The sequence below is a fragment of the Leucobacter luti genome, from assembly GCF_050310065.1.
Lineage (GTDB): Bacteria > Actinomycetota > Actinomycetes > Actinomycetales > Microbacteriaceae > Leucobacter > Leucobacter luti_B.
Genome location: NZ_CP190007.1, coordinates 2054222 through 2073656 on the forward strand (window position 1 = coordinate 2054222; position 19435 = coordinate 2073656).

General features: G+C 69.9%; 15 protein-coding genes. 8 read left to right on the forward strand and 7 right to left on the reverse strand.

All coding sequences use genetic code 11. The annotated features are described in order from the left end of the window. Positions 1-45 precede the first annotated feature (45 nt). On the reverse strand, positions 46-942 hold the full coding sequence (locus tag ACOPJ3_RS09400; RefSeq protein ID WP_427868921.1) for an ABC transporter permease: 897 nt from the start codon (positions 940-942) through the stop codon (positions 46-48). After that, a complete protein-coding gene (locus ACOPJ3_RS09405; protein WP_427868922.1) occupies positions 942-2282 on the reverse strand; it encodes a quaternary amine ABC transporter ATP-binding protein in 1341 nt (446 codons plus the stop codon). Before ACOPJ3_RS09405 ends, ACOPJ3_RS09400 begins: the two co-directional genes overlap by 1 nt. A 649-nt stretch (positions 2283-2931) precedes the next feature. On the opposite strand from ACOPJ3_RS09405, the gene ileS reads away from it, so the two are divergent. The 5 genes from ileS (at position 2932) to ACOPJ3_RS09430 (ending at position 10022) form a co-directional block, all read left to right on the forward strand. Next, positions 2932-6354 (forward strand): isoleucine--tRNA ligase, encoded by a 3423-nt coding sequence (gene ileS, locus ACOPJ3_RS09410; protein ID WP_427871201.1) that lies wholly within the window; start codon positions 2932-2934, stop codon positions 6352-6354. Beyond that, entirely contained in the window at positions 6351-7769 is a 1419-nt protein-coding gene (locus tag ACOPJ3_RS09415; protein ID WP_427868923.1) for a bifunctional folylpolyglutamate synthase/dihydrofolate synthase, read from the forward strand. Before ileS ends, ACOPJ3_RS09415 begins: the two co-directional genes overlap by 4 nt. After that, on the forward strand, positions 7766-8254 hold the full coding sequence (locus ACOPJ3_RS09420) for a DUF4233 domain-containing protein (RefSeq protein WP_427868924.1): 489 nt from the start codon (positions 7766-7768) through the stop codon (positions 8252-8254). The genes ACOPJ3_RS09415 and ACOPJ3_RS09420 overlap by 4 nt, the downstream gene beginning before the upstream one ends. A gap of 99 nt (positions 8255-8353) precedes the next feature. Next, positions 8354-8770 carry a nucleoside-diphosphate kinase gene (gene ndk / locus ACOPJ3_RS09425; RefSeq protein ID WP_427868925.1) on the forward strand — a complete coding sequence of 139 codons (417 nt, stop codon included), beginning with the start codon at positions 8354-8356 and terminating at the stop codon, positions 8768-8770. A gap of 25 nt (positions 8771-8795) precedes the next feature. Further along, positions 8796-10022, forward strand: a complete 1227-nt coding sequence (locus tag ACOPJ3_RS09430) for a winged helix-turn-helix domain-containing protein (protein ID WP_427868926.1) — start codon at positions 8796-8798, stop codon at positions 10020-10022. Positions 10023-10425: 403 nt separating this feature from the next. Here the strand turns inward: ACOPJ3_RS09430 and ACOPJ3_RS09435 are convergent, their stop codons facing one another. Both ACOPJ3_RS09435 and ACOPJ3_RS09440 read right to left on the reverse strand, forming a co-directional pair. Beyond that, positions 10426-11118 (reverse strand): hypothetical protein, encoded by a 693-nt coding sequence (locus tag ACOPJ3_RS09435; protein WP_427868927.1) that lies wholly within the window; start codon positions 11116-11118, stop codon positions 10426-10428. Continuing rightward, positions 11115-11609 (reverse strand): MarR family winged helix-turn-helix transcriptional regulator, encoded by a 495-nt coding sequence (locus tag ACOPJ3_RS09440; RefSeq protein WP_427868928.1) that lies wholly within the window; start codon positions 11607-11609, stop codon positions 11115-11117. The genes ACOPJ3_RS09435 and ACOPJ3_RS09440 overlap by 4 nt, the downstream gene beginning before the upstream one ends. Before the next feature lie 144 nt (positions 11610-11753). On the opposite strand from ACOPJ3_RS09440, the gene uvrB reads away from it, so the two are divergent. Further along, the gene (gene uvrB, locus ACOPJ3_RS09445) at positions 11754-13844 is read left to right on the forward strand and encodes an excinuclease ABC subunit UvrB (RefSeq protein WP_427868929.1); all 2091 of its coding nucleotides are present in this window, start codon (positions 11754-11756) and stop codon (positions 13842-13844) included. Positions 13845-13871: 27 nt separating this feature from the next. Further along, positions 13872-14264: a VOC family protein gene (locus ACOPJ3_RS09450; protein ID WP_427868930.1), complete on the forward strand. Its 393-nt coding sequence runs from the start codon at positions 13872-13874 to the stop codon at positions 14262-14264. Here the strand turns inward: ACOPJ3_RS09450 and ACOPJ3_RS09455 are convergent. The 3 genes from ACOPJ3_RS09455 to ACOPJ3_RS09465 are packed head-to-tail and all read right to left on the reverse strand — an operon-like array spanning position 14257 to position 16324. Beyond that, positions 14257-14904: a GyrI-like domain-containing protein gene (locus ACOPJ3_RS09455; protein WP_427868931.1), complete on the reverse strand. Its 648-nt coding sequence runs from the start codon at positions 14902-14904 to the stop codon at positions 14257-14259. The two genes, ACOPJ3_RS09450 and ACOPJ3_RS09455, sit on opposite strands and share 8 nt — an antisense overlap. Before the next feature lie 59 nt (positions 14905-14963). Next, positions 14964-15638 (reverse strand): hypothetical protein, encoded by a 675-nt coding sequence (locus ACOPJ3_RS09460; protein ID WP_427868932.1) that lies wholly within the window; start codon positions 15636-15638, stop codon positions 14964-14966. Positions 15639-15649: 11 nt separating this feature from the next. Beyond that, on the reverse strand, positions 15650-16324 hold the full coding sequence (locus ACOPJ3_RS09465) for a hypothetical protein (protein WP_427868933.1): 675 nt from the start codon (positions 16322-16324) through the stop codon (positions 15650-15652). A 125-nt stretch (positions 16325-16449) separates the two neighbouring features. Here ACOPJ3_RS09465 and uvrA point away from each other — a divergent pair, with 125 nt between their 5' ends. Next, positions 16450-19431, forward strand: coding sequence for an excinuclease ABC subunit UvrA (gene uvrA, locus ACOPJ3_RS09470; protein WP_427868934.1), 2982 nt, complete (start codon positions 16450-16452; stop codon positions 19429-19431). The last annotated feature ends 4 nt before the right edge of the window (positions 19432-19435 follow it).

Sequence of the window (19435 nt, forward strand, 5' to 3'; positions counted from 1 at the left end):
GGATCGCGGAGCGCGAATCGCGCACCGCGGATCGCGCACCGCGGATCAGGCGTTTGCGGCGACGCGCGCCGCGGCCTTCCGCTTCTGGATGAGCCCGAGCAGCGAGGACTTGTACTCGCCGCGCGCGCCGAGCGCCGCCGTGACGCGGTCCAGGAAGACCGCGAGGATCACGACGCTCAGGCCCGCCTCGACGCCCTTGCTGACGTTGAGCGTGGAGATGGCCGAGATGACCTCCTTGCCGAGGCCGTCGGCGCCCGCCATACCAGCGACGACCGCCATCGACAGGGCGAGCATGATGACCTGGTTGATCCCGGCCATGATGGTCGGCATGGCGAGGGGGAGCTGGATCCCGCGCAGGATCGAGCCGGGGGTGGCGCCGAAGGCGTAGCCCGCCTCGACGGTCTCCGAGTCGACTCCGCGGATCCCGAGCTCCGTGAAGCGCACGCCGGGCGGCAGCGCGAAGATGATCGTCGCGAAGACGCCTGGCGCGAAGCCGATCGTGAAGAAGATGACCGCGGGGATCAGGTAGACGAACGCGGGCATGGTCTGCATGAAGTCGAGGATCGGCTTGATCACCGCGCTCGCGCGATCGTTGCGGGCGGCGAGGATCCCGAGCGGCACCGCGATGAGCACCGCGATGAGGGTCGCAATGATCACGAGGGAGAGCGTGTACATCGCGTTCTCCCACTGGTCCATCGCGACGATCAGGAGGAACGTGATGACCGTTCCGAGGGCGACCTTCCAGGAGCGCACGAGCCAGCCGATGAGGGCGAGCACGACGATGAGCAGCGGGAAGGGCACGGCGATGAGCAGGTCGCTCAGCGACTCGACGAGCCAGCTCATGACGAAGCCGATCACGTCGAGCACGATCTTGAACGCGTCGTTGAACCAGTCGAGTGCGGCCTCGGCCCAGTCTCCGATGGGGATGCGGAACCCGTCCATCACTTCACCTCCTCGGTTTCGGCGGCCTGCGCTTCGCTCGCATCGAGCGTCGCCGTGATCATGTCGGCCGGGATCGTCGGCGTCGGTTCGATGATCGGGATCTCGGTCGTGACGGCCGGGAGGTCGGTGAGCGCCGCGAGCAGCGTGACGCGCGGCACGACGCCAATGAGGCGGTCCTCCTCGTCAATCACGGCGACCGGCAGTGGGCTCTCGACCGCGAGCTCGAAGAGTTCGGAGATGAATTGGTCGGGCTTCACGATCGAGGGCGTCGGCCGCAGGCGCTCGGTGATGTCGGTGCCGCCCTCGCGGACCTGCCTGAGCACGTCCTTGTCGCGCACGACGCCGAGCAGCTTGCGCGAGCCCGTGGTGACGAAGCACGCGGAGGTCTGCAAATCCCGCATCGTGCGGAGCGCCGTGCGGGGGCCGGCCGAGGCCGGCACGACGGCGCGCGGCGGCTCCATGACGTCGCCCGCCGTGAGCACGCGGGCGCGGTCGACATCCTGCACGAACTGCGCGACGTAGTCGTTCGCCGGATCCGTGAGGATGTCGTTGGGGGAGCCGACCTGCACGATCCGGCCGTCGCGCATGACCGCGATCCGGTCGCCGAGGAACATCGCCTCGTTGAGGTCGTGCGTGATAAACACGATCGTCTTCTGCAGCTCCTGCTGCAGCTCGACGAGCAGCTCCTGCATCTCGCGCCGGATCAGGGGGTCGAGCGCGGAGAACGCCTCGTCCATGAGCAGGATGTCGGTGTCGGCGGCGAAGGCGCGGGCGAGGCCGACGCGCTGCTGCATGCCGCCGGAGAGCTCGCCCGGCAGCTGGTTCTCCCAGCCGGCGAGGCCGACGCGCTCGAGCCAGGCGCGGGCGCGCTCGCGCCGCTTCTCGAGCGGCACGCCCTGGAGCTCGAGCCCGTACGCGGCGTTGTCGAGCACCGTGCGGTGGGGGAGCAGGGCGAAGTGCTGGAAGACCATGGAGAGGCGATCGCGCCGGATCGCGCGGAGCTCGGCCGGGGCCGCGCCTGCGATCTCGCTGCCGAACACCTTGATCGAGCCGTCGGTCGTCTCGCCGAGGCCGTTGAGCATGCGGATGAGCGTCGACTTGCCGGAGCCGGAGAGCCCCATCACGACGAAGATTTCCCCGTGCTGCACGTCGAAGCTGGCGTCGATGACGGCCGCGGTCCCGAGCGACTTGAGCTCGTCGCGACCGGCGCCGTTCCGCAGTCGCTTGACGACCTCCTTGGGTCGCCTGCCAAACACCTTGTAGGCGTTCGTCACCGCGATCGCGGGGTCGTCCGTTGCCGCGGCCTCGTGGGCCGCGCCGGACTCTGTATTCAGATTCACACTTTCCCCTCATAGGAAGTAGAGAAGAGGGCACGCCTGGAGCGTGCGCTGCGCACGGCGAACCGCGGGCGCACGACCCCTTGGCGGCCTCTCGATAGGCCAGAAATTCGTATTGCGGGGCGGAACGCCGCGGCTGCCAATACAGGGCACCAGGTCGCCGGCTCTCGGCGAGAGGACTGGGCAAAAACGGGCGGCAGGCGGAAGCGGTTCCGCGCACATCGCTGTCTTCGACGCTAACAAGGGCGTGTCGCGGATGCAAGGTCAGAGGGTATCGCACACTACGCATAGGAACCACAAAGCACAGCGCTGATCAGGCATTTATATCGGAACACTTCGTTACAGTTTCGTTACTAGCGATGCCCGAAATGGGCCACCTTGCGGCTTGGAACCCCCGCGGCGACCCTGCGCTAGACTGGAGCCATACGACTGCGATCCGGCCATCACCGGGGAGTCTTCGGAAGAACGCCAGGCGCCTCGCGGCACCCGGTCAGTAGAACCGAACGGGGTCGGCCCGTCACAGCCGGAATGAAGTGGCCGAGAATCTCCTGGATACGCGGCAAAGCGGGTGGTACCGCGGGTGGGATCTGGATCCCGAACTCGTCCCGGCGCAGCAGAAGAAGTGTCAGCAGCCGGAATCGAGAAGGAACGCATGCCGTACCCCCAGCAGTCAACGGGCGAAGCTCGCAGCGAGAACCGCGACCACAGCGACCACCAGGATCCCGCGGCCCGCGCGAAGCACGCCGCGCCGCAGGCGGGCGTCTCGCCGTCGCCCAGGTTCCCCGAGATCGAGGAGCGCGTGCTCGCGTTCTGGGAGTCGGACGACACCTTCCAGGAGTCGATCCGCAGGCGTGAGAACGCACCCGAGTGGGTCTTCAACGACGGCCCGCCCTTCGCGAACGGCCTGCCCCACTACGGGCACCTCCTCACGGGCTACGCGAAGGACGTCTTCCCGCGCTTCCAGACGATGCGCGGCTGCAAGGTCGAGCGCCGCTTTGGCTGGGACACGCACGGCCTCCCGGCAGAGCTCGAGGCAATGAAGCAGCTCGGGATCACCGAGAAGTCCGAGATCGAGGAGATGGGCGTCGCCGCCTTCAACGAGAAGGCCCGCGCCTCCGTGCTGCAGTACACGGAGGAGTGGAAGGACTACGTCACCCGGCAGGCGCGCTGGGTCGACTTCGAGCACGGCTACAAGACGCTCGACCTCAGCTACATGGAGAGCGTCATCTGGGCGTTCAAGCAGCTCTACGACAAGGGCCTCGCCTACGAGGGCTCGCGGATCCTGCCGTACTGCTGGCGCGACGAGACCCCGCTCTCGAACCACGAGCTGCGCATGGACGACGACGTGTACCAGATGCGCCAGGATCCCTCGGTCACGGTCACCTTCCCGCTCACCGGCTCGATCGCGGCGGAGCTCGGGATCGCGGGCGCGCGCGCCCTCGCCTGGACCACGACGCCCTGGACGCTGCCGACGAACGAGGCCCTCGCGGTGGGCCCCGAGATCTCCTACGCCGTCGTTCCCGCTGGCCCGAACGGCGCCTCGGACGGGGGCGCGGCCGGCGCGCAGGACTACCTGCTCGCGGCCGATCTCGTGGGCAATCACGCGAAGGATCTCGGCTACGAATCGGCAGCGGACGCGGTCGCGGGGGTCACCCGCACGATCGCCGGATCCGAGCTCGCCGGGGTCCGCTACGAGCGCCTCTTCGACTACTTCGCCGACGCCGAGACGTGGGGCACGGAGAACTGCTGGCAGATCCTCGTCGACGGCTACGTCACGACGACGGACGGCACGGGCATCGTGCACCAGGCGCCCGCCTACGGCGAGGACGACCACCGCCTCGCGACCGCAGCGGGCATGCCGACGATCGTGAGCGTCGACGACGGCGGCCGCTTCGTCGCCGCCGTGACCGACGTCGCCGGCGAGCTCTGGATGGACGCGAATCGCCCGCTCATCAGGCTCCTCCGCGAGCGCGGCCGGCTCCTGCGCGAGCAGAGCTACGAGCACTCGTACCCGCACTGCTGGCGCTGCCGCAACCCGCTCATCTACAAGGCCGTCTCGAGCTGGTTCGTGCGCGTCACCGAGATCAAGGAGCGCCTGCTCGAGGTCAACGAGCAGATCAACTGGGTGCCGGAGAACGTCAAGCACGGCCAGTTCGGCAAGTGGCTCGAGGGCGCGCGCGACTGGTCGATCAGCCGCAACCGCTTCTGGGGCAGCCCGATCCCGGTGTGGAAGAGCGACGATCCCGAGTTCCCGCGGATCGACGTCTACGGATCCATCGCCGAGCTCGAGCGCGACTTCGGCGAGCTGCCGCGGAACGCGGCCGGCGAGGTCGACCTGCACCGCCCCTACATCGACGGGCTCACGCGCCCGAACCCGGACGACCCCACGGGCCGATCCACGATGCGCCGGATCGAGGACGTGCTCGACGTCTGGTTCGACTCGGCCTCGATGCCGTTCGCGCAGGCGCACTACCCATTCGAGAACCAGGAGTGGTTCGACACGCACCAGCCCGCCGACTTCATCGTCGAGTACATCGGGCAGACGCGCGGCTGGTTCTACGTGCAGCACGTCCTCGCGACGGCGCTCTTCGACCGGCCCGCGTTCAAGAACGTGATCAGCCACGGGATCGTGCTCGGCTCCGACGGCAACAAGATGTCGAAGTCGCTGCGGAACTACCCGGACGTGAACGAGGTCTTCCACCGCGACGGCTCCGACGCGATGCGCTGGTTCCTCATGGCCTCGCCCGTCGTGCGCGGCGGCAACCTGATCGTGACCGAGGAGGGGATCCGCGAGGGCGTGCGCCAGTTCATCCTGCCGCTCTGGAACTCCTGGTACTTCTTCAGCCTGTACGCGAACGCCGACGGCGTCATGGGGGAGTGGCGCACCGATTCGAGCGACCCGCTCGACCGGTACATCCTCGCGAAGACGGGGGATCTCGTGCGCGAGGTGCAGGCGCACCTCGACGGGCTCGACACGACCTCGGCCGCCGAGGCGCTGCGCGCCTTCGCCGAAACCCTCACGAACTGGTACGTGCGGCGATCCCGCGACCGCTTCTGGGCCGGCACGACGGGGGAGCACGGCGACCCCGCGAACCGCCAAGCCTTCGACACGCTCTACACCGTGCTCGAGACGGTCGCGCGCGTCGCGGCCCCGCTCGCACCCCTCGTCACTGAGGAGCTGTGGCGCGGGCTCACGGGCGGCCGATCCGTGCACCTCGAGGACTTCCCCTCGGCGGCCGAGTTCCCGGCCGATCCGGAGCTCGTTGCCGCGATGGACGAGATCCGCCAGATCACCTCGCAGGCGCTCGCGCTGCGCAAGGCGAAGCGCCTGCGCGTGCGGCTCCCGCTCGCGGAGCTCACGGTCGTGACGCCGCGCGCCGAGGCCCTCGCGCCCTTCGTCGACATCCTGCGCGAGGAGCTCAACGTCAAGACCGTGCAGCTCGTGCAGCAGACCGAGACGAGCGCCGCCGACCACGGCATCGTGCACACGCTCGCCGTGAACGCGCGCGCCGCCGGCCCGCGCCTCGGCAAGCAGGTGCAGCTCGCGATCAAGGCCGCGAAGTCGGGCGACTGGTCCGAGGCGGACGGCGTCGTGACGGCGGGCGGGATCGCGCTCGAGCCGCACGAGTACGAGCTGACTCTCAGCGTCGGGGGCGGATCGCCTGAGAACGACGCCGAGGCGCCCGCGCTCGCGCTCATCGCGGGCGGCGGCTTCGTGCTGCTCGAGACGGAGACGACCCCCGAGCTCGAGGCCGAGGGAATCGCGCGCGACGCGATCCGCGCCGTCCAGGAGGCCCGCAAGCAGGCCGGCCTCGACGTCAGCGACCGCATCGTGCTCGCGCTGAACGCCGAGCCCGAGCTCGCGCGCGCCCTCGAGGCGCACCGCGAGCTCATCGCCGCCGAGACCCTCGCCGAGGGCTTCGCCGTGCAGCCGACCGAGGGCGTGGCGCAGCTCGCGAAGGAGCTCGAGCCCGCGGGCGACGGCGTCTTCCGCAGCGCGGCCGAAAAGGCGCTCGGCGCCGACAAGGCCCCGCTCATCATCACGATCGACGCGACGGGAGCTGGTGCGCGATGAGCCCGATCATTCCTGGCGGAGCCGGGGCGGCGGGATCCGGATCCGGATCCGGCGCGGCGGGATCCGGATCCGGGGCCACGCCGGCCGAGGCCGTCTACGAGCAGCTGCTCGAGCGCGTCGGCGAGGCGAACCCGCGGCCCCGGATCGAGCCCGTGCGCAGGCTGGCCGAGCTCGCGGGCAGCCCGCAGCTGTCGTACCCCGTGATCCAGGTCGCCGGCACGAACGGCAAGACCTCGACGAGCCGCGCGATCGAGTCGCTGATGCGGGCCCACGGCCTGCGCACCGGGCTCTTCACGAGCCCGCACCTCGTCGACTTCACCGAGCGCTTCCAGATCGACGGGGCGCCCATCGCAGGCTCGGCGCTCGCCGAGGCGTGGGAGGAGCTGTCGGCGCCGCTCGCGGTCGTCGACGCCGAGCTCGAGGCCGCGGGCCAGGGCCCCATCACGTTCTTCGAGGCGCTCGCGGTGCTCGCCTTCACGGCGTTCGCGGACGCGCCCGTCGAGGTCGCGGTCGTCGAGGTCGGCATGGGTGGCGAGTGGGACGCGACGAACATCGCCGACGCCCAGGTCGCCGTCTTCACGCCCATCGACCTCGACCACACGGCGATCCTCGGGCCCGACATCGAGACGATCGCGCGCACGAAGGCCGGGATCGTGAAGGACGGCTCGACCGTCGTCTCCGCGGAGCAGGATCCCGCCGCCCTCGCCGAGCTCGAGGCCGCCGCGGCCGAGCACGGATCCCGCATCGTGGTGCAGGGCCGCGACTTCCGGCTCGCCGAGGACCGCCTCGCGGTCGGCGGCCGCCAGATCGACGTCGTCGGCATCACGGGCGCGGGCTACGACCCGGCGTTCGTGCCGCTCTTCGGGCGCCACCAGGCCGAGAACGTCGCGCTCGCGATGGCCGCCGTCGAGGCGTTCTTCGGGGCGGAACGCCCGATCCCGGAGGAGGTGCTCGACGAGGGCCTCGGCCAGCTCACCTCGCCGGGCCGGCTGCAGCTCATCGGCAGCGACCCGATCGTCTACGTCGACGCCGCGCACAATCCGCACGGCGCGGCGGCCCTCACGCGGGCCGTCACGGAGTCGTTCTCGTTCGACGAGCTCGCGCTCGTCGTGGGCGTGCTCGCCGAGAAGGACGCCGAGGGGCTCCTGGCGGAGCTCGCGCCGATCGCGCACCGCGTCATCCTGACGCCCGTAGACTCGCCGCGCACCCTCGATCCGGAGGCGCTGCTCGAGGTCGCGGAGCGCGCGATCCCCGACACGCCCATCGAGCTCGCGGGCTCCCTCCCCGAGGCACTCGACGAGGCGCGGGCGTGGGCCGGCCGCTCCGAGGGGCGGGCCGTGCTCGTCGTCGGCTCCGTCGTGCTCGCGGGCGAGGCGATCGCCTTCGCGCGCGCCGAGGGCTGGGGGACCGCATGAGCGCCGGGGTGCCGGGCGGGCTCGGCGATCACTCCGGCGACGGGCGATCCGGCGACGACGAGGAGCTGAAGCTCTCGCCCTCCGAGACGATGGCGCACAACTCCGCAATGCGGATCGCCGGCGCCCGCAAGGGCAAGCAGTCTACGCAGCGCGCGCTCGCCTCGATCGTGCTCGGCTTCGAGCTCATAATTGTCGTGCTCATCGGCCTCACCCTCTTCGGGCTCGGCACCCTGGAGCCGCGCGAGCTCGGCCTCTATCTCGGCGGCGGGCTCGCCGTGATCATCGTGGTCGCGCTCGCCCTCATGCGCCGGGGCCGGATCGGGATCGTGCTCGGCTGGGTCGTGCACGGGCTCATGCTCGCGACCGGGTTCCTGCTGCCGATGGCCGTCGTCGTGGGGCTGCTGTTCACCGCGCTCTGGATCTACTGCATGGTGAAGGGCGCGCAGATCGACCGCGACCGGGAGGCCTGGCTCGCGGGGCACTGATCCGGTGCACTGATCCGGTGCCAGCTTGGATGTCAGTGCCCGCCACTACACTGGATGACGGGGCGAGCGCCCCGCAGATTTCTCACCGAAGGAGCGTGCATGTCCGCAGAAGAGACCCTGATCCTGGTTAAGCCCGATGGCGTTGCCCGGGGCCTCACCGGCGAAATCCTGCGCCGCGTGGAGGCGAAGGGATACCGGATCACCGGCCTGCGCATGCTGTCGGCCGACCGGGAGCTGCTCGCCGCGCACTACGCCGAGCACGAGGGCAAGCCCTTCTACGAGCCGCTCATCGAGTTCATGTCGTCGGGTCCGACGGTCGCCGTGCGCGCCGAGGGCAATCGCGTGATCGAGGGCTTCCGTTCGCTCGCCGGCACGACCGACCCCACGACGGCGGCGCCCGGCACGATCCGCGGCGACCTCGGCCGCGACTGGGGCCTCGCCGTGCAGCAGAACCTCGTCCACGGCTCCGACTCGCCCGAGTCGGCCGCGCGCGAGCTCGCGCTCTGGTTCGCCTGAGCTCGGATCCGGGGCTGGGGGAGCGTTGACGGGCTCGGCTCTTTCGGGCTCGGCGGATCGCTCCGTCGAGCCCCTCTCGGCCGCCGAGGCGCGCCGCGTCGCCCTCGCCGCGCAGGGCTTTTCCGGCTCGGCGCGGCTGCGCAAGCGCCGCCCGTTTGACCCGGCGCTCGAGTCCCTGCACGTGCTGCAGATCGACTCGGTCAACGTGTTCGCGCGCAGCCACTACCTGCCCGTGTTCTCGCGGCACGGCGGGTACGACGCCGCGGCGCTCGACCGCCATCTCTGGGGGAGCGGCGAGTTCACCGAGTACTGGGCACACGAGGCGGCCTTCATCCCGGTCGGCGACCGGCCGCTCTTCGGCTGGCGCATGGACCGCTTCCGAGAGCGCTACGCGGCCGACGGCCGCACCTCCCAGCTCGCGCCCGTGCTCGATGCAGTGCGCGCGCGGCTCGCGGACGGCGGCCCGCAGTTCGTGCGCGAGCTCGAGGACGGCCCGCGCGAGCGCCGAGGCCCCTGGTGGGACTGGAGCGACACGAAGCGCGCCGTCGAGATGCTCTTCGCCTGGGGCGAGGTCGTGACGGCGGGGCGCGAGGGCTTCCAGCGCCGCTACGCGCTCGCCGAACAGGTGCTTCCGCCCTCGGCGCTGAGCGCGATCCCGCGCGAGGAGGCGCACCGCGAGCTCATCTCGCGCGCCGCCCGCTCGCTCGGCGTCGGCACGCTCGCGGACCTCGCCGACTACCACCGCCTGTCCGCGGCGGACGCGCGCGCCGCCGTGCGCGATCTCGAGGAGTCCGGCGAGCTCCTGCCCGTGCGCGTGGCCGGCTGGGGTGGATCCCGCCCGGAACGCGCCTGGCTGCACCGCGACGCGCGGATCCCGAGCCGCCTCGCCCCCGACGCACTCCTCACGCCGTTCGACCCCGTGGTGTGGTTCCGGCCGCGGGCGGAGCGCATGTTCGACTTCCACTACCGCATCGAGATCTACACGCCGAAGGAAAAACGCCAGTTCGGCTACTACTGCCTGCCCCTCATGGTCGGCGGGCGGCTCGCGGGCCGCATCGACCTGAAGGCCGACCGCGCCGGGCGCCAGCTCCTCGTGCAGGCCGCGTGGCAGGAGCCGGGCGCGCCGGCGCGCACCGCCGCGGCGGCGCAGGCGCTGCTCGCGCAGGCCGCCGCGTGGCAGGGGCTCGACGCGGTCGCGGTGAGCGGCGTCGGCAACCTGCCGCTCCCGGCCGCGTTCGACGCCGCGCCGTAGCGCGGCGCCCGCCCGCGCCCGCCCCTGCAGTAGCTCCGAAATCTGCAGTCGCTCCTACGATCCACCCCCAAATCAACGGAGCGAGCGCAGATCTCGGAGCGACCACCGCGCCCGCGCCCGCCGCACCGACTCCGGCGAGCCCCGCCCTCGCCGCGCCCGCCCCTGCCGTAGCTCCGAATTCTGCAGTCGCTCCTACGATCCGCCCCCAAAGCAACGGAGCGAGCGCAGATCTCGGAGCGACCGCCGCGCCTGCGCCCGCCGCACCTACTCCGGCGAGCCCCGCCCTCGCCGCGCCCGCGCCCGCCCCTGCCGTAGCTCCGAACTCTGCAGTCGCTCATACGATCCACCCCCAAATCAACGGAACGAGCGCAGATCTCGGAGCGACCGCCGGGCCGAGCGCGCCTCACGCCCCGGGCACGCCCCGCCCCTCCAGCTCCTCGGCGACCGCCCGCAGCATCCCTTTCGGGTCGTCGGACCAGAAGCGCAGCACCTCAATCTCCTGGTCACCGCCCTTGGGCGGCAGCCCGGGGAGGCGCACCCGAGTCGGCCCCTCGAGGCGCAACTCAAGGTTGGTCTCGGAGGCGATCCGGATCGCGCAGACGCGGGCGCCGTCCTCGTCGAAGAGGCGCTTGGGCTTGTTGTCGGGATCGTTCGGGTCGCTCTTCGTCTCAAACAGCCTGATTTCAGCGAAGTTCTCCCAGGGGATCGCGATGTCCAGCTCAAGCCCCTCGCGCACCCGGATCCCGCGCGGCCCCACCGTGTGCGGCCGCGTGAGGTACCCGCAGAGCAGGCCGATCATCCAGGTCACACCCCAGATCCCGAGCACGAGGAAGAAGATGCGCACGGGCAGCCAGCGGTGCACGATGAAGTCCAGGATCGGGATCTCCACCGCGGAGACCACCATGAGCACGATGAGCACCGTGAGCACGGGGCGGTGGTAGCGAAATCCCCGATCGCCGGGCGAAAGCTTGGGGCGGCGCGCGATCACGCGCCAGAGGCTCTCGGTGATCCGGAGCTCCATGATGACGGCCCGCTTCGCAAGGCTCCACGCCCGCTGCGGCAGCCCCGGACGGGAGCCGGCGCCGGGGATCATCACGCTTTCCCCTGCTCCGAGCCGGTTTCGCCGCGGTCGCGCTCAACCGCGTCGAAGCGTTCGGCCGGCCCGCGCACGAGCTCGCTCAGGCGCCAAAAGACGGCGTCGACGCCGCGTTCGAAGGCCTCCCGATCCGGCTCAGCGACCGCGGAGATGAGCGTCGCGTTGAGACGGGAATGCGACTCGGACATGCCGCTCATCAGGGACTCCGCCTGTTCGGTGAGGGTCACGAGCGTGGCCCGCCGGTCACTCGGGTGCGGCTTGCGCACGACGTACCCCGTGCTTTCGAGCCCGTCGACGAGCGAGGAGACGCTGCGCGGCGTGATCCCGAGCACGCGGGAGAGGGCGCGCTGCGTCTGCGGGCCCGTGTGATGGAGGACCCAGAGTGCGTGGATCCGGGGCTGCGTGAGGCTCGTGCCCGCGAAGGCCCGCTGCGTGTCGCGCGCGAAGAGCTCACTGATCGCGAGCAGGCGGTCCAGGATCGTGGGGTCCATGTCGGTACAGTATCACTTGATTACATCATGTACCTAGATTCTCACGGGCCGCGAGGCCCCAGATTCGGCGCCGGATCAGGATCCGGATCCGCCCCGCGCGAACCGGATCCGTGAATGTCAGTGGTCCCGAGTAGTGTCGAAGACATGGAACCCACGCGCAGCGTCAGGCCCTTCGAAGTGGTCAGCGAGTACGAGCCGAGCGGCGATCAGCCGAAGGCGATCGAGGAGCTCGCGAGCCGCATCAACGCGGGCGAGACCGATGTGGTGCTGCTCGGCGCCACGGGCACGGGCAAGTCTGCGACCACGGCCTGGCTCATCGAGGCGGTGCAGCGGCCCACGCTCGTGCTCGCCCACAACAAGACCCTCGCGGCGCAGCTCGCGAGTGAGTTCCGGCAGCTGCTGCCGAACAACTCGGTGGAGTACTTCGTCAGTTACTACGACTATTACCAGCCGGAGGCCTACGTCCCGCAGACCGACACCTTCATTGAAAAGGATTCGTCGGTAAACGCGGAGGTGGAGCGGCTCCGCCACTCGACCACGAATGCGCTGCTGAGCAGGCGAGACACGGTGGTCGTTTCGACCGTGTCGTGCATCTACGGCCTCGGCAAGCCCGAGGAGTACTACGAGGCGATGGTGCCGCTCGCGGTGGGCGACGTGCTGAATCGCGACGTGCTGCTGCGCCGCTTCGTCGACATGCAGTACCAGCGCAACGACATCGAGTTCGTGCGCGGCAACTTCCGGGTCCGGGGCGACACGGTCGAGATCATCCCGATGTACGAGGAGTTGGCGGTCCGGATCGAATTCTTCGGCGACGAGATCGAGGCGCTCTACTACCTGCACCCGGTCACGGGCGAGGTCATCAAGCAGGTCGAGACGGTGTCGGTGTTCCCCGGCTCGCACTACGTCGCGAGCCGCCAGGTGATGAATCGGGCGATGGGCCAGATCTCTGCGGAGCTCGACCAGCGCACGCGCGAGCTCAAGCAGCAGAACAAGCTCGTCGAGGAGCAGCGTCTGCGCATGCGCACCACCTTCGACCTCGAGATGATGGAGCAGATCGGCTTCTGCTCGGGCATTGAAAACTATTCGCGGCACATCGACGGCCGCGAGCCGGGGGAGGCGCCGCACTGCCTCCTCGATTACTTCCCCGACGATTTCCTCGTCGTGATCGACGAGTCGCACGTCACGGTTCCGCAGATCGGGGCGATGTTCGAGGGCGATTCCTCGCGCAAGCGCACGCTCGTCGACCACGGCTTCCGCCTGCCGAGCGCGCTCGATAACCGGCCGCTCAAGTTCTCGGAGTTCAAGGATCGTGTGGGGCAGACCGTGTACCTCTCGGCGACGCCGGGCAAGTACGAGATGGAGCTCGCGGACGGGGTCGTGGAGCAGATCATCCGCCCCACCGGCCTCGTCGATCCGGAGATCGTCGTGAAGCCCACGAAGGGCCAGATCGACGACCTGCTCGAGGAGGTGCGGGCCCGCGCCGAGCGTGACGAGCGGGTGCTCGTCACGACGCTCACGAAGAAGATGGCCGAGCAGCTCACCACGTTCATGGAAGAGGCGGGGATCCGGGTCAGGTATCTGCACTCCGACGTCGATACGCTGCGCCGCGTCGAGCTCCTCACCGAGCTGCGGGCCGGCGTCTTCGACGTGCTCGTGGGCATCAACCTGCTCCGCGAGGGCCTCGACCTACCCGAGGTGTCGCTCGTCGCGATCCTCGACGCAGACAAGGAGGGCTTCCTTCGCTCGAGCACCTCGCTCATCCAGACGATCGGTCGCGCCGCGCGCAACGTGTCGGGCCAGGTGCACATGTACGCCGACACGATCACGCGCTCGATGCGCGAGGCGATCGACGAGACGAACCGCCGCCGCGAGATCCAGGTCGCGTACAACGAGGAGCACGGGATCGACCCGCAGCCGCTCCGCAAGAAGATCGGCGACATCACGGAGATGCTGGCGCGCGAGGCCGCCGACACGGAGGACGTGCTCTCCCGCACGGGCGCGCACGCGCAGCGCAAGGGCGGCTCGCCGCAGCGAGCCAAGGGCAAGGCCGCGGCGCGCGCCGGCGCAATCGCGGAGGAGGGCTCGGCGAAGCTCGAGGAGCTCATCTCCGACCTCACGGAGCAAATGCTCGCGGCGGCCGAGGAGCTCAAGTTCGAGCTGGCGGCACGGCTCCGCGACGAGGTGTCGGAGCTCAAGCGCGAGCTCCGCAGCATGGAGGCCGCAGGCCACCTCTAACTGACCTGAACCGAATAGTGTGGCCACATGAGCCTGCAATTCGACTTCATCGGCATCGTGACCCGCGACCTCGCCGCGTCCCTCGCCTTCTACCGCCTCCTCGGCCTCGACATCCCCGAGCACCCCGCCGACGCGCCGCACGTCGAACACGTGCTCCCGAGCGGGATGAAGCTCGCGTGGGACCCCGTCGCCACCATCCAGAGCTTCGACCCCGACTTCGATCCCGGCGCGACCGGATCCGGAATCGGCTTCGCATTCCAGGCCGGATCGGCCGAGGAGGTCGACGCGGCGCACGCCGCCATCGTCGCCGCGGGGCACGAGTCGAAGGCCAAGCCGTGGGACGCCCCGTGGGGCCAGCGCTACGCGAGCGTGCTCGATCCCGACGGGAACGGAATCGACATCTACGCCCCGCTCAGCTGACGCCGAGCTCTGCCTGCACCGCGACCGGCTGGCGCAGGATCGTGCGGCAGCGCTCGGCCGGCACCCGCCGGAAGTCGCTCAGGTAAATCTCGTGGTGGCGGCCGGCGAGCGAGAGCCCCTGATCAGCAATGAACTCCTCGTGCATGCGCTCGAGCACGGGCCCCTCATCGTCGAAGGATCCGACGTGCAGCGTCTGCACGCACTCGCCCTCGTCGAGCCTGAAGAGCCGGACCTGCCCGACGAGATCCGGGGCGCCCTTCGCGAGCGCGGCGGCCCGCGCCGCCTCGACCTCGGCCGCGCCGAGCCACTCGGGCACGAGTAGCATCGCGGTCCAGTGCCAGAGGTTCTTGTCCCGGCCGCTCGTGAAGGACGCCATGTCATCCGCCCACCAGAGCGCCTCGAGCGGGGGCACGACGTAGTCGCGGCCGAGCTCGTTCTTGCTCAGAAACTTCAGCTTGTAGGCGAGCGGGTACAGGGCGCCGAGCGCCGACGCGAACTCCTCGGAGGTGTTCGGATCGCCGGATCCTTCGAGCGCGAGATAGCTCCGTTCCGGGATCCGCAGTCGCTCGAACGAGCCGACCCGCCCCCGGTACCCGGAAACCACCCGCTTCAGATCCACCTTGCCGGTTCTGCCCTCCATGTGCGAATTATCGCTGATAAACCACACAGCGAGGGCAGAACCGGCAAGGTAGAGGCGAGCTAGAGGAGGGTGTAGGCGTAGCGGGTCGCCACGCGGTCGATCAGCGCCGTGAGCTCCGGGCGGTCGAGCGGGATGAGCGCGAGCGGGTGCTCCGGCAGCGCTGAGGCGGCCGGCGCCCAGAGCGCCACGACGCGCGCGCTCGGGACCAGGGACGACGCAGACACCACCCCGTCGAGCTCCGGATAGCGCGCCGCGATCGCCCGCGCCCAGGCGCGGGAGCGCGCCCGCTCGCCCGAGGCGATCGCCGCGTTGCCTCCCGCGACCGCGATCCAGTCGCTGTCGGCGAGGTCGAGGAGCCGGAGCGGACGCGCGGCCTCGAACGCCGCGAGCACGGGCGCACCGGCGGAACGCCTGATCATACGCTGTTCCTGGAAGACCTCGAGGAGCGCAGCCGCGAACGGCCCGTCAAGACTGTCCTCGGCCCCCACGGGCCCCTCGAGCACCGCGTACATCACCCCGACGCCGTCATGCTCGCCGACGGGCTCCGGGTGCGGGTCGAAGCGCCCGTCGAGCGGCCCGTACGTGCGAAACGCGTGCCACTCGGTCGGGTGCGCGCCGCCCGAGCGGTAGATCCGCGCGAGCAGCGCCCCCGCGGGCACGGCACGCACCCACGTCGGGTCGCCCGAGAGCTCCGGGAACCGCCCCGGATCGGGCGCGGGCAGCGACTCACTCACCGAGCTGGCCCCTACGGCAGCCGGTTCAGCGCGTCGTCGACGGCGGCAGCCGCCGCCTCGGGATCGCCGCCCTGTGCGAGCCACTCGAACGGCGCGAGCGCCTCGTCGCCCGCGGTGAGCCGCGGCGCGGGCGACGTGAGCACGCGCTCGGCGAGGAGCAGCGGGGTCCCGGCCCCGATCACGCGGGCGACCTGGCCCCAGCCCGGCAGCTCGCGCCCCTCGGGGAACTGGAACGCGGGAAGCGCCCATCCGTCGCTCCTGCGGTGCGCGATGAGCGTGCCGGCCGCGCAGCGCTGGCGCACGCGCGCCGCCGTCACCCCGAGCATCTCCGCGACCTCGGCCACCGTGTGGGTGCGCGCCGCCATCTCCCGCTCCCACAGCTTGCCCCGCATGGTCGCAGGCAGCGCCGACGGCTCCATGAGCGCCTCCTCGGCGACCCCGAGGCGCGCGAGCGCCGACATCTCCGGCGCCGTCATCCGGCGGGCGTCGGCCCGCTGGTGCGCGAGGATCTCGCCGAGCATCTCCTCGGCGAGCTCGAGCCGGTCGCCGTCGATCTGGGTGACAAGCGCGAGCAGCCGATCCCGCTCCGGATCGGCACCGGGGGCCGGCGAACCAACGGCGGCAGCCCCGGCAACCCGCTCGGATCGACGCCGTCCGGCGGCGGGGGAGAGGTGCGCGATCGACATCTCGCACTCCTTTCGTTTGCTTACCTCGATAATACGCGAAAGCTCCCCAGATGGGAAGCTTGCCCACAGCGAAATCACTCGCACATATGTTCGAATTTCCAGGCTCGGGCGCATAGGATGGAGCAGTGACTTCGAAGACCACCGCACCGATCCGCTCGTCCGCTGCTCACGCTCAGATCAGCATCCAGGGAGCACGGGTCCACAACCTGCAGAACGTGGATCTCGCGATCCCGCGCGACTCGATGGTCGTCTTCACCGGGCTCTCGGGCAGCGGCAAGTCGAGCCTCGCGTTCGACACGATCTTCGCCGAGGGGCAGCGGCGCTATGTCGAGTCGCTCAGCGCCTACGCGCGCCAGTTTCTCGGCCAGGTGGATCGCCCCGACGTGGACTTCATCGAGGGCCTCAGCCCCGCGGTCTCGATCGACCAGAAGTCCACGAACCGAAACCCGCGCTCGACCGTCGGCACGATCACCGAGATCTACGACTACATGCGCCTCCTCTGGGCCCGCGTCGGGATCCCGCACTGCGCGGTCTGCGGCGAGCGGATCGCGTCGCAGACGGTCCAGCAGATCGCCGATCGCCTCATGGAGCTCCCCGAACGCACGCGCTATCAGGTGCTCGCACCCGTGGTCTCGAAGAAGAAGGGCGAGTTCGTCGACCTCTTCCAGGACCTCGCGGCGGGCGGCTACTCGCGCGCGCTCGTCGACGGCGAGCTCATCCAGCTATCGGATCCGCCGAAGCTGAAGAAGCAGATCAAGCACGACATCTCGGTCGTGGTGGATCGCCTCGTCGCCGGCCCAGACGTGCTCGGTCGGCTGACCGACTCGCTCGAGACCGCGCTCCGCCTCGCGGGCGGCGTCGTCACGATCGATTTCGTCGACCTCGACGCCGACGATCCGGAGCGGACCAGGCGATTCTCCGAGAACCTCTCGTGCCCGAATCAGCACCCGGTGCAGCTCACCGAGATCGAGCCGCGCACCTTCTCGTTCAACGCGCCCTTCGGCGCGTGCCCCACGTGCTCCGGCCTCGGCACGAGCATGTCGGTCGACGAGGATCTCGTGCTCGGCGATCCCGAGCTCTCGATCACCGAGGGCGTCATCGTGCCGTGGACGAGCCAGGGCAAGAGCCTCTACCAGTACTACGACAAGCTGCTCCGCGGTCTTGCTCGGGATCTGGACTTCTCGCTCGACACCCCGTGGCAGGATCTGCCGGAGGAGGTCACGCAGGCCGTCCTCTACGGCAACAACTTCAAGGTCAGCGTGCGGTGGAAGAACCGCTTCGGCCGGGAGGTGAAGTATTCGTCGGGCTTCGAGGGCGTGATCCCGTTCATCGAACGGCAGTACGCCGAGGCGGAGTCCGATGCGAAGCGGGATCGCTGGTCGGAGTTCCTGCGCGAGGTGCCGTGCCACGCGTGTAACGGCCAGCGCCTGAAGCCCGAGGTCCTCGCGGTCACGGTCGACGGCCAGTCGATCGCCGGCGTGGGCGAGTTCAGCCTCACCAACGCGAAGCGCTTCTTCGACGACGTCGTGCTCACGGAGCGCGAGGCGAAGATCGCCGCCCAGGTGCTACGCGAGATCCGGCTCCGCTTCGACTTCCTCATCGAGGTCGGCCTCGGCTACCTCACGCTCGCGCGCGCCGCCGGCACCCTGTCGGGCGGCGAGGCGCAGCGGATCCGGCTCGCGACGCAGATCGGTTCAGGCCTCACCGGCGTGCTCTACGTGCTCGACGAGCCGAGCATCGGCCTGCATCAGCGCGACAATCGCAGGCTCATCGAAACGCTCCTCAAGCTGCGGGATCTCGGCAACACCCTCATCGTGGTCGAGCACGACGAGGAGACGATCGAGTCGGCCGACTGGGTCGTCGACATCGGGCCGGGCGCGGGCGTCGAGGGCGGCACGGTCGTGCACTCGGGCAGCTACTCGGGGCTGATCGACAACCCCCGCTCCATCACGGGGGATTACCTCGCGGGCCGGCGCGGAATCGAAACCCCGAAGAAGCGCCGCAAGCGCGACAAGAAGCGCGAGCTCAAGGTGGTCGGCGCCCGTTCGAACAACCTGCAGAACGTCGACGCGACCTTCCCGCTCGGCGTCATGACGGCAGTGACGGGCGTCTCCGGCTCGGGGAAGTCGACGCTCGTCAACGACATCCTGTACCGGGTGCTCGCGAACCAGCTCAACGGCGCGCGCCTCGTGCCGGGCAAGCACACCCGCGTCACGGGTCTCGAGCACCTCGACAAGGTCGTGCACGTGGATCAGGCGCCGATCGGGCGCACCCCGCGCTCAAACCCGGCGACCTACACGGGCGTCTTCGACAAGATCCGCAACCTCTTTGCCGAGACCCCCGAGGCGAAGACCCGCGGCTACCTGCCCGGGCGCTTCAGCTTCAACGTCAAGGGCGGCCGCTGCGAGGCGTGCTCCGGCGACGGCACGCTGAAGATCGAGATGAACTTCCTCCCCGACGTCTACGTCGCGTGCGAGGTGTGCGGCGGATCCCGCTACAACCGCGAGACCCTGCAGGTCCGCTACAAGGGCAAGAACATCTCGGAGGTCCTCGAGATGCCGATCGCGGAGGCGGAGGAGTTCTTCGAGCCGATCTCGAGCATCCACCGCTACATGAAGACCCTGGTCGACGTGGGTCTCGGCTACGTGCGCCTCGGGCAGAGCGCTACGACCCTCTCCGGCGGCGAGGCGCAGCGCGTGAAGCTCGCGACCGAGCTGCAGAAGCGCTCGAACGGCCGCAGCATCTACGTGCTCGACGAGCCGACGACGGGCCTCCACTTCGAGGACGTGCGCAAGCTCCTGCTCGTGCTGAACGGCCTCGTCGACAAGGGCAACACGGTCATCACGATCGAGCACAACCTCGATGTGATCAGGAGCGCGGACTGGGTGATCGACCTCGGCCCCGAGGGCGGATCCGGCGGCGGGCAGATCATCGCGGAGGGCACGCCGGAGCAGCTCGCCAAGCACCCGGAGAGCCACACGGGCCGCTTCCTCGCGGAGGTGCTCGATGGCTGGGCCGCGAAGTCGGCGAAGGCTGCGAAGTCGGCCGAGTCGGCGAGGACGGCGAAGTCGGCGCGGGCCGCCGAGGCCCAGCGGGTGAGCGCGTAGTGAC

Excerpts from the sequence above, each read along its gene's own strand:
- ACOPJ3_RS09420 (WP_427868924.1), top strand. The coding sequence starts at position 7,766 with ATGAGCGCCGGGGTGCCGGGCGGGCTCGGCGATCACTCCGGCGACGGG.
- ndk (WP_427868925.1), top strand. The coding sequence starts at position 8,354 with ATGTCCGCAGAAGAGACCCTGATCCTGGTTAAGCCCGATGGCGTTGCC.
- ACOPJ3_RS09450 (WP_427868930.1), top strand. The coding sequence starts at position 13,872 with ATGAGCCTGCAATTCGACTTCATCGGCATCGTGACCCGCGACCTCGCC.
- ACOPJ3_RS09400 (WP_427868921.1), bottom strand. The coding sequence starts at position 942 with ATGGACGGGTTCCGCATCCCCATCGGAGACTGGGCCGAGGCCGCACTC.
- uvrB (WP_427868929.1), top strand. The coding sequence starts at position 11,754 with ATGGAACCCACGCGCAGCGTCAGGCCCTTCGAAGTGGTCAGCGAGTAC.
- ACOPJ3_RS09440 (WP_427868928.1), bottom strand. The coding sequence starts at position 11,609 with ATGGACCCCACGATCCTGGACCGCCTGCTCGCGATCAGTGAGCTCTTC.
- ACOPJ3_RS09415 (WP_427868923.1), top strand. The coding sequence starts at position 6,351 with ATGAGCCCGATCATTCCTGGCGGAGCCGGGGCGGCGGGATCCGGATCC.
- ACOPJ3_RS09455 (WP_427868931.1), bottom strand. The coding sequence starts at position 14,904 with ATGGAGGGCAGAACCGGCAAGGTGGATCTGAAGCGGGTGGTTTCCGGG.
- ileS (WP_427871201.1), top strand. The coding sequence starts at position 2,932 with ATGCCGTACCCCCAGCAGTCAACGGGCGAAGCTCGCAGCGAGAACCGC.
- ACOPJ3_RS09465 (WP_427868933.1), bottom strand. The coding sequence starts at position 16,324 with ATGTCGATCGCGCACCTCTCCCCCGCCGCCGGACGGCGTCGATCCGAG.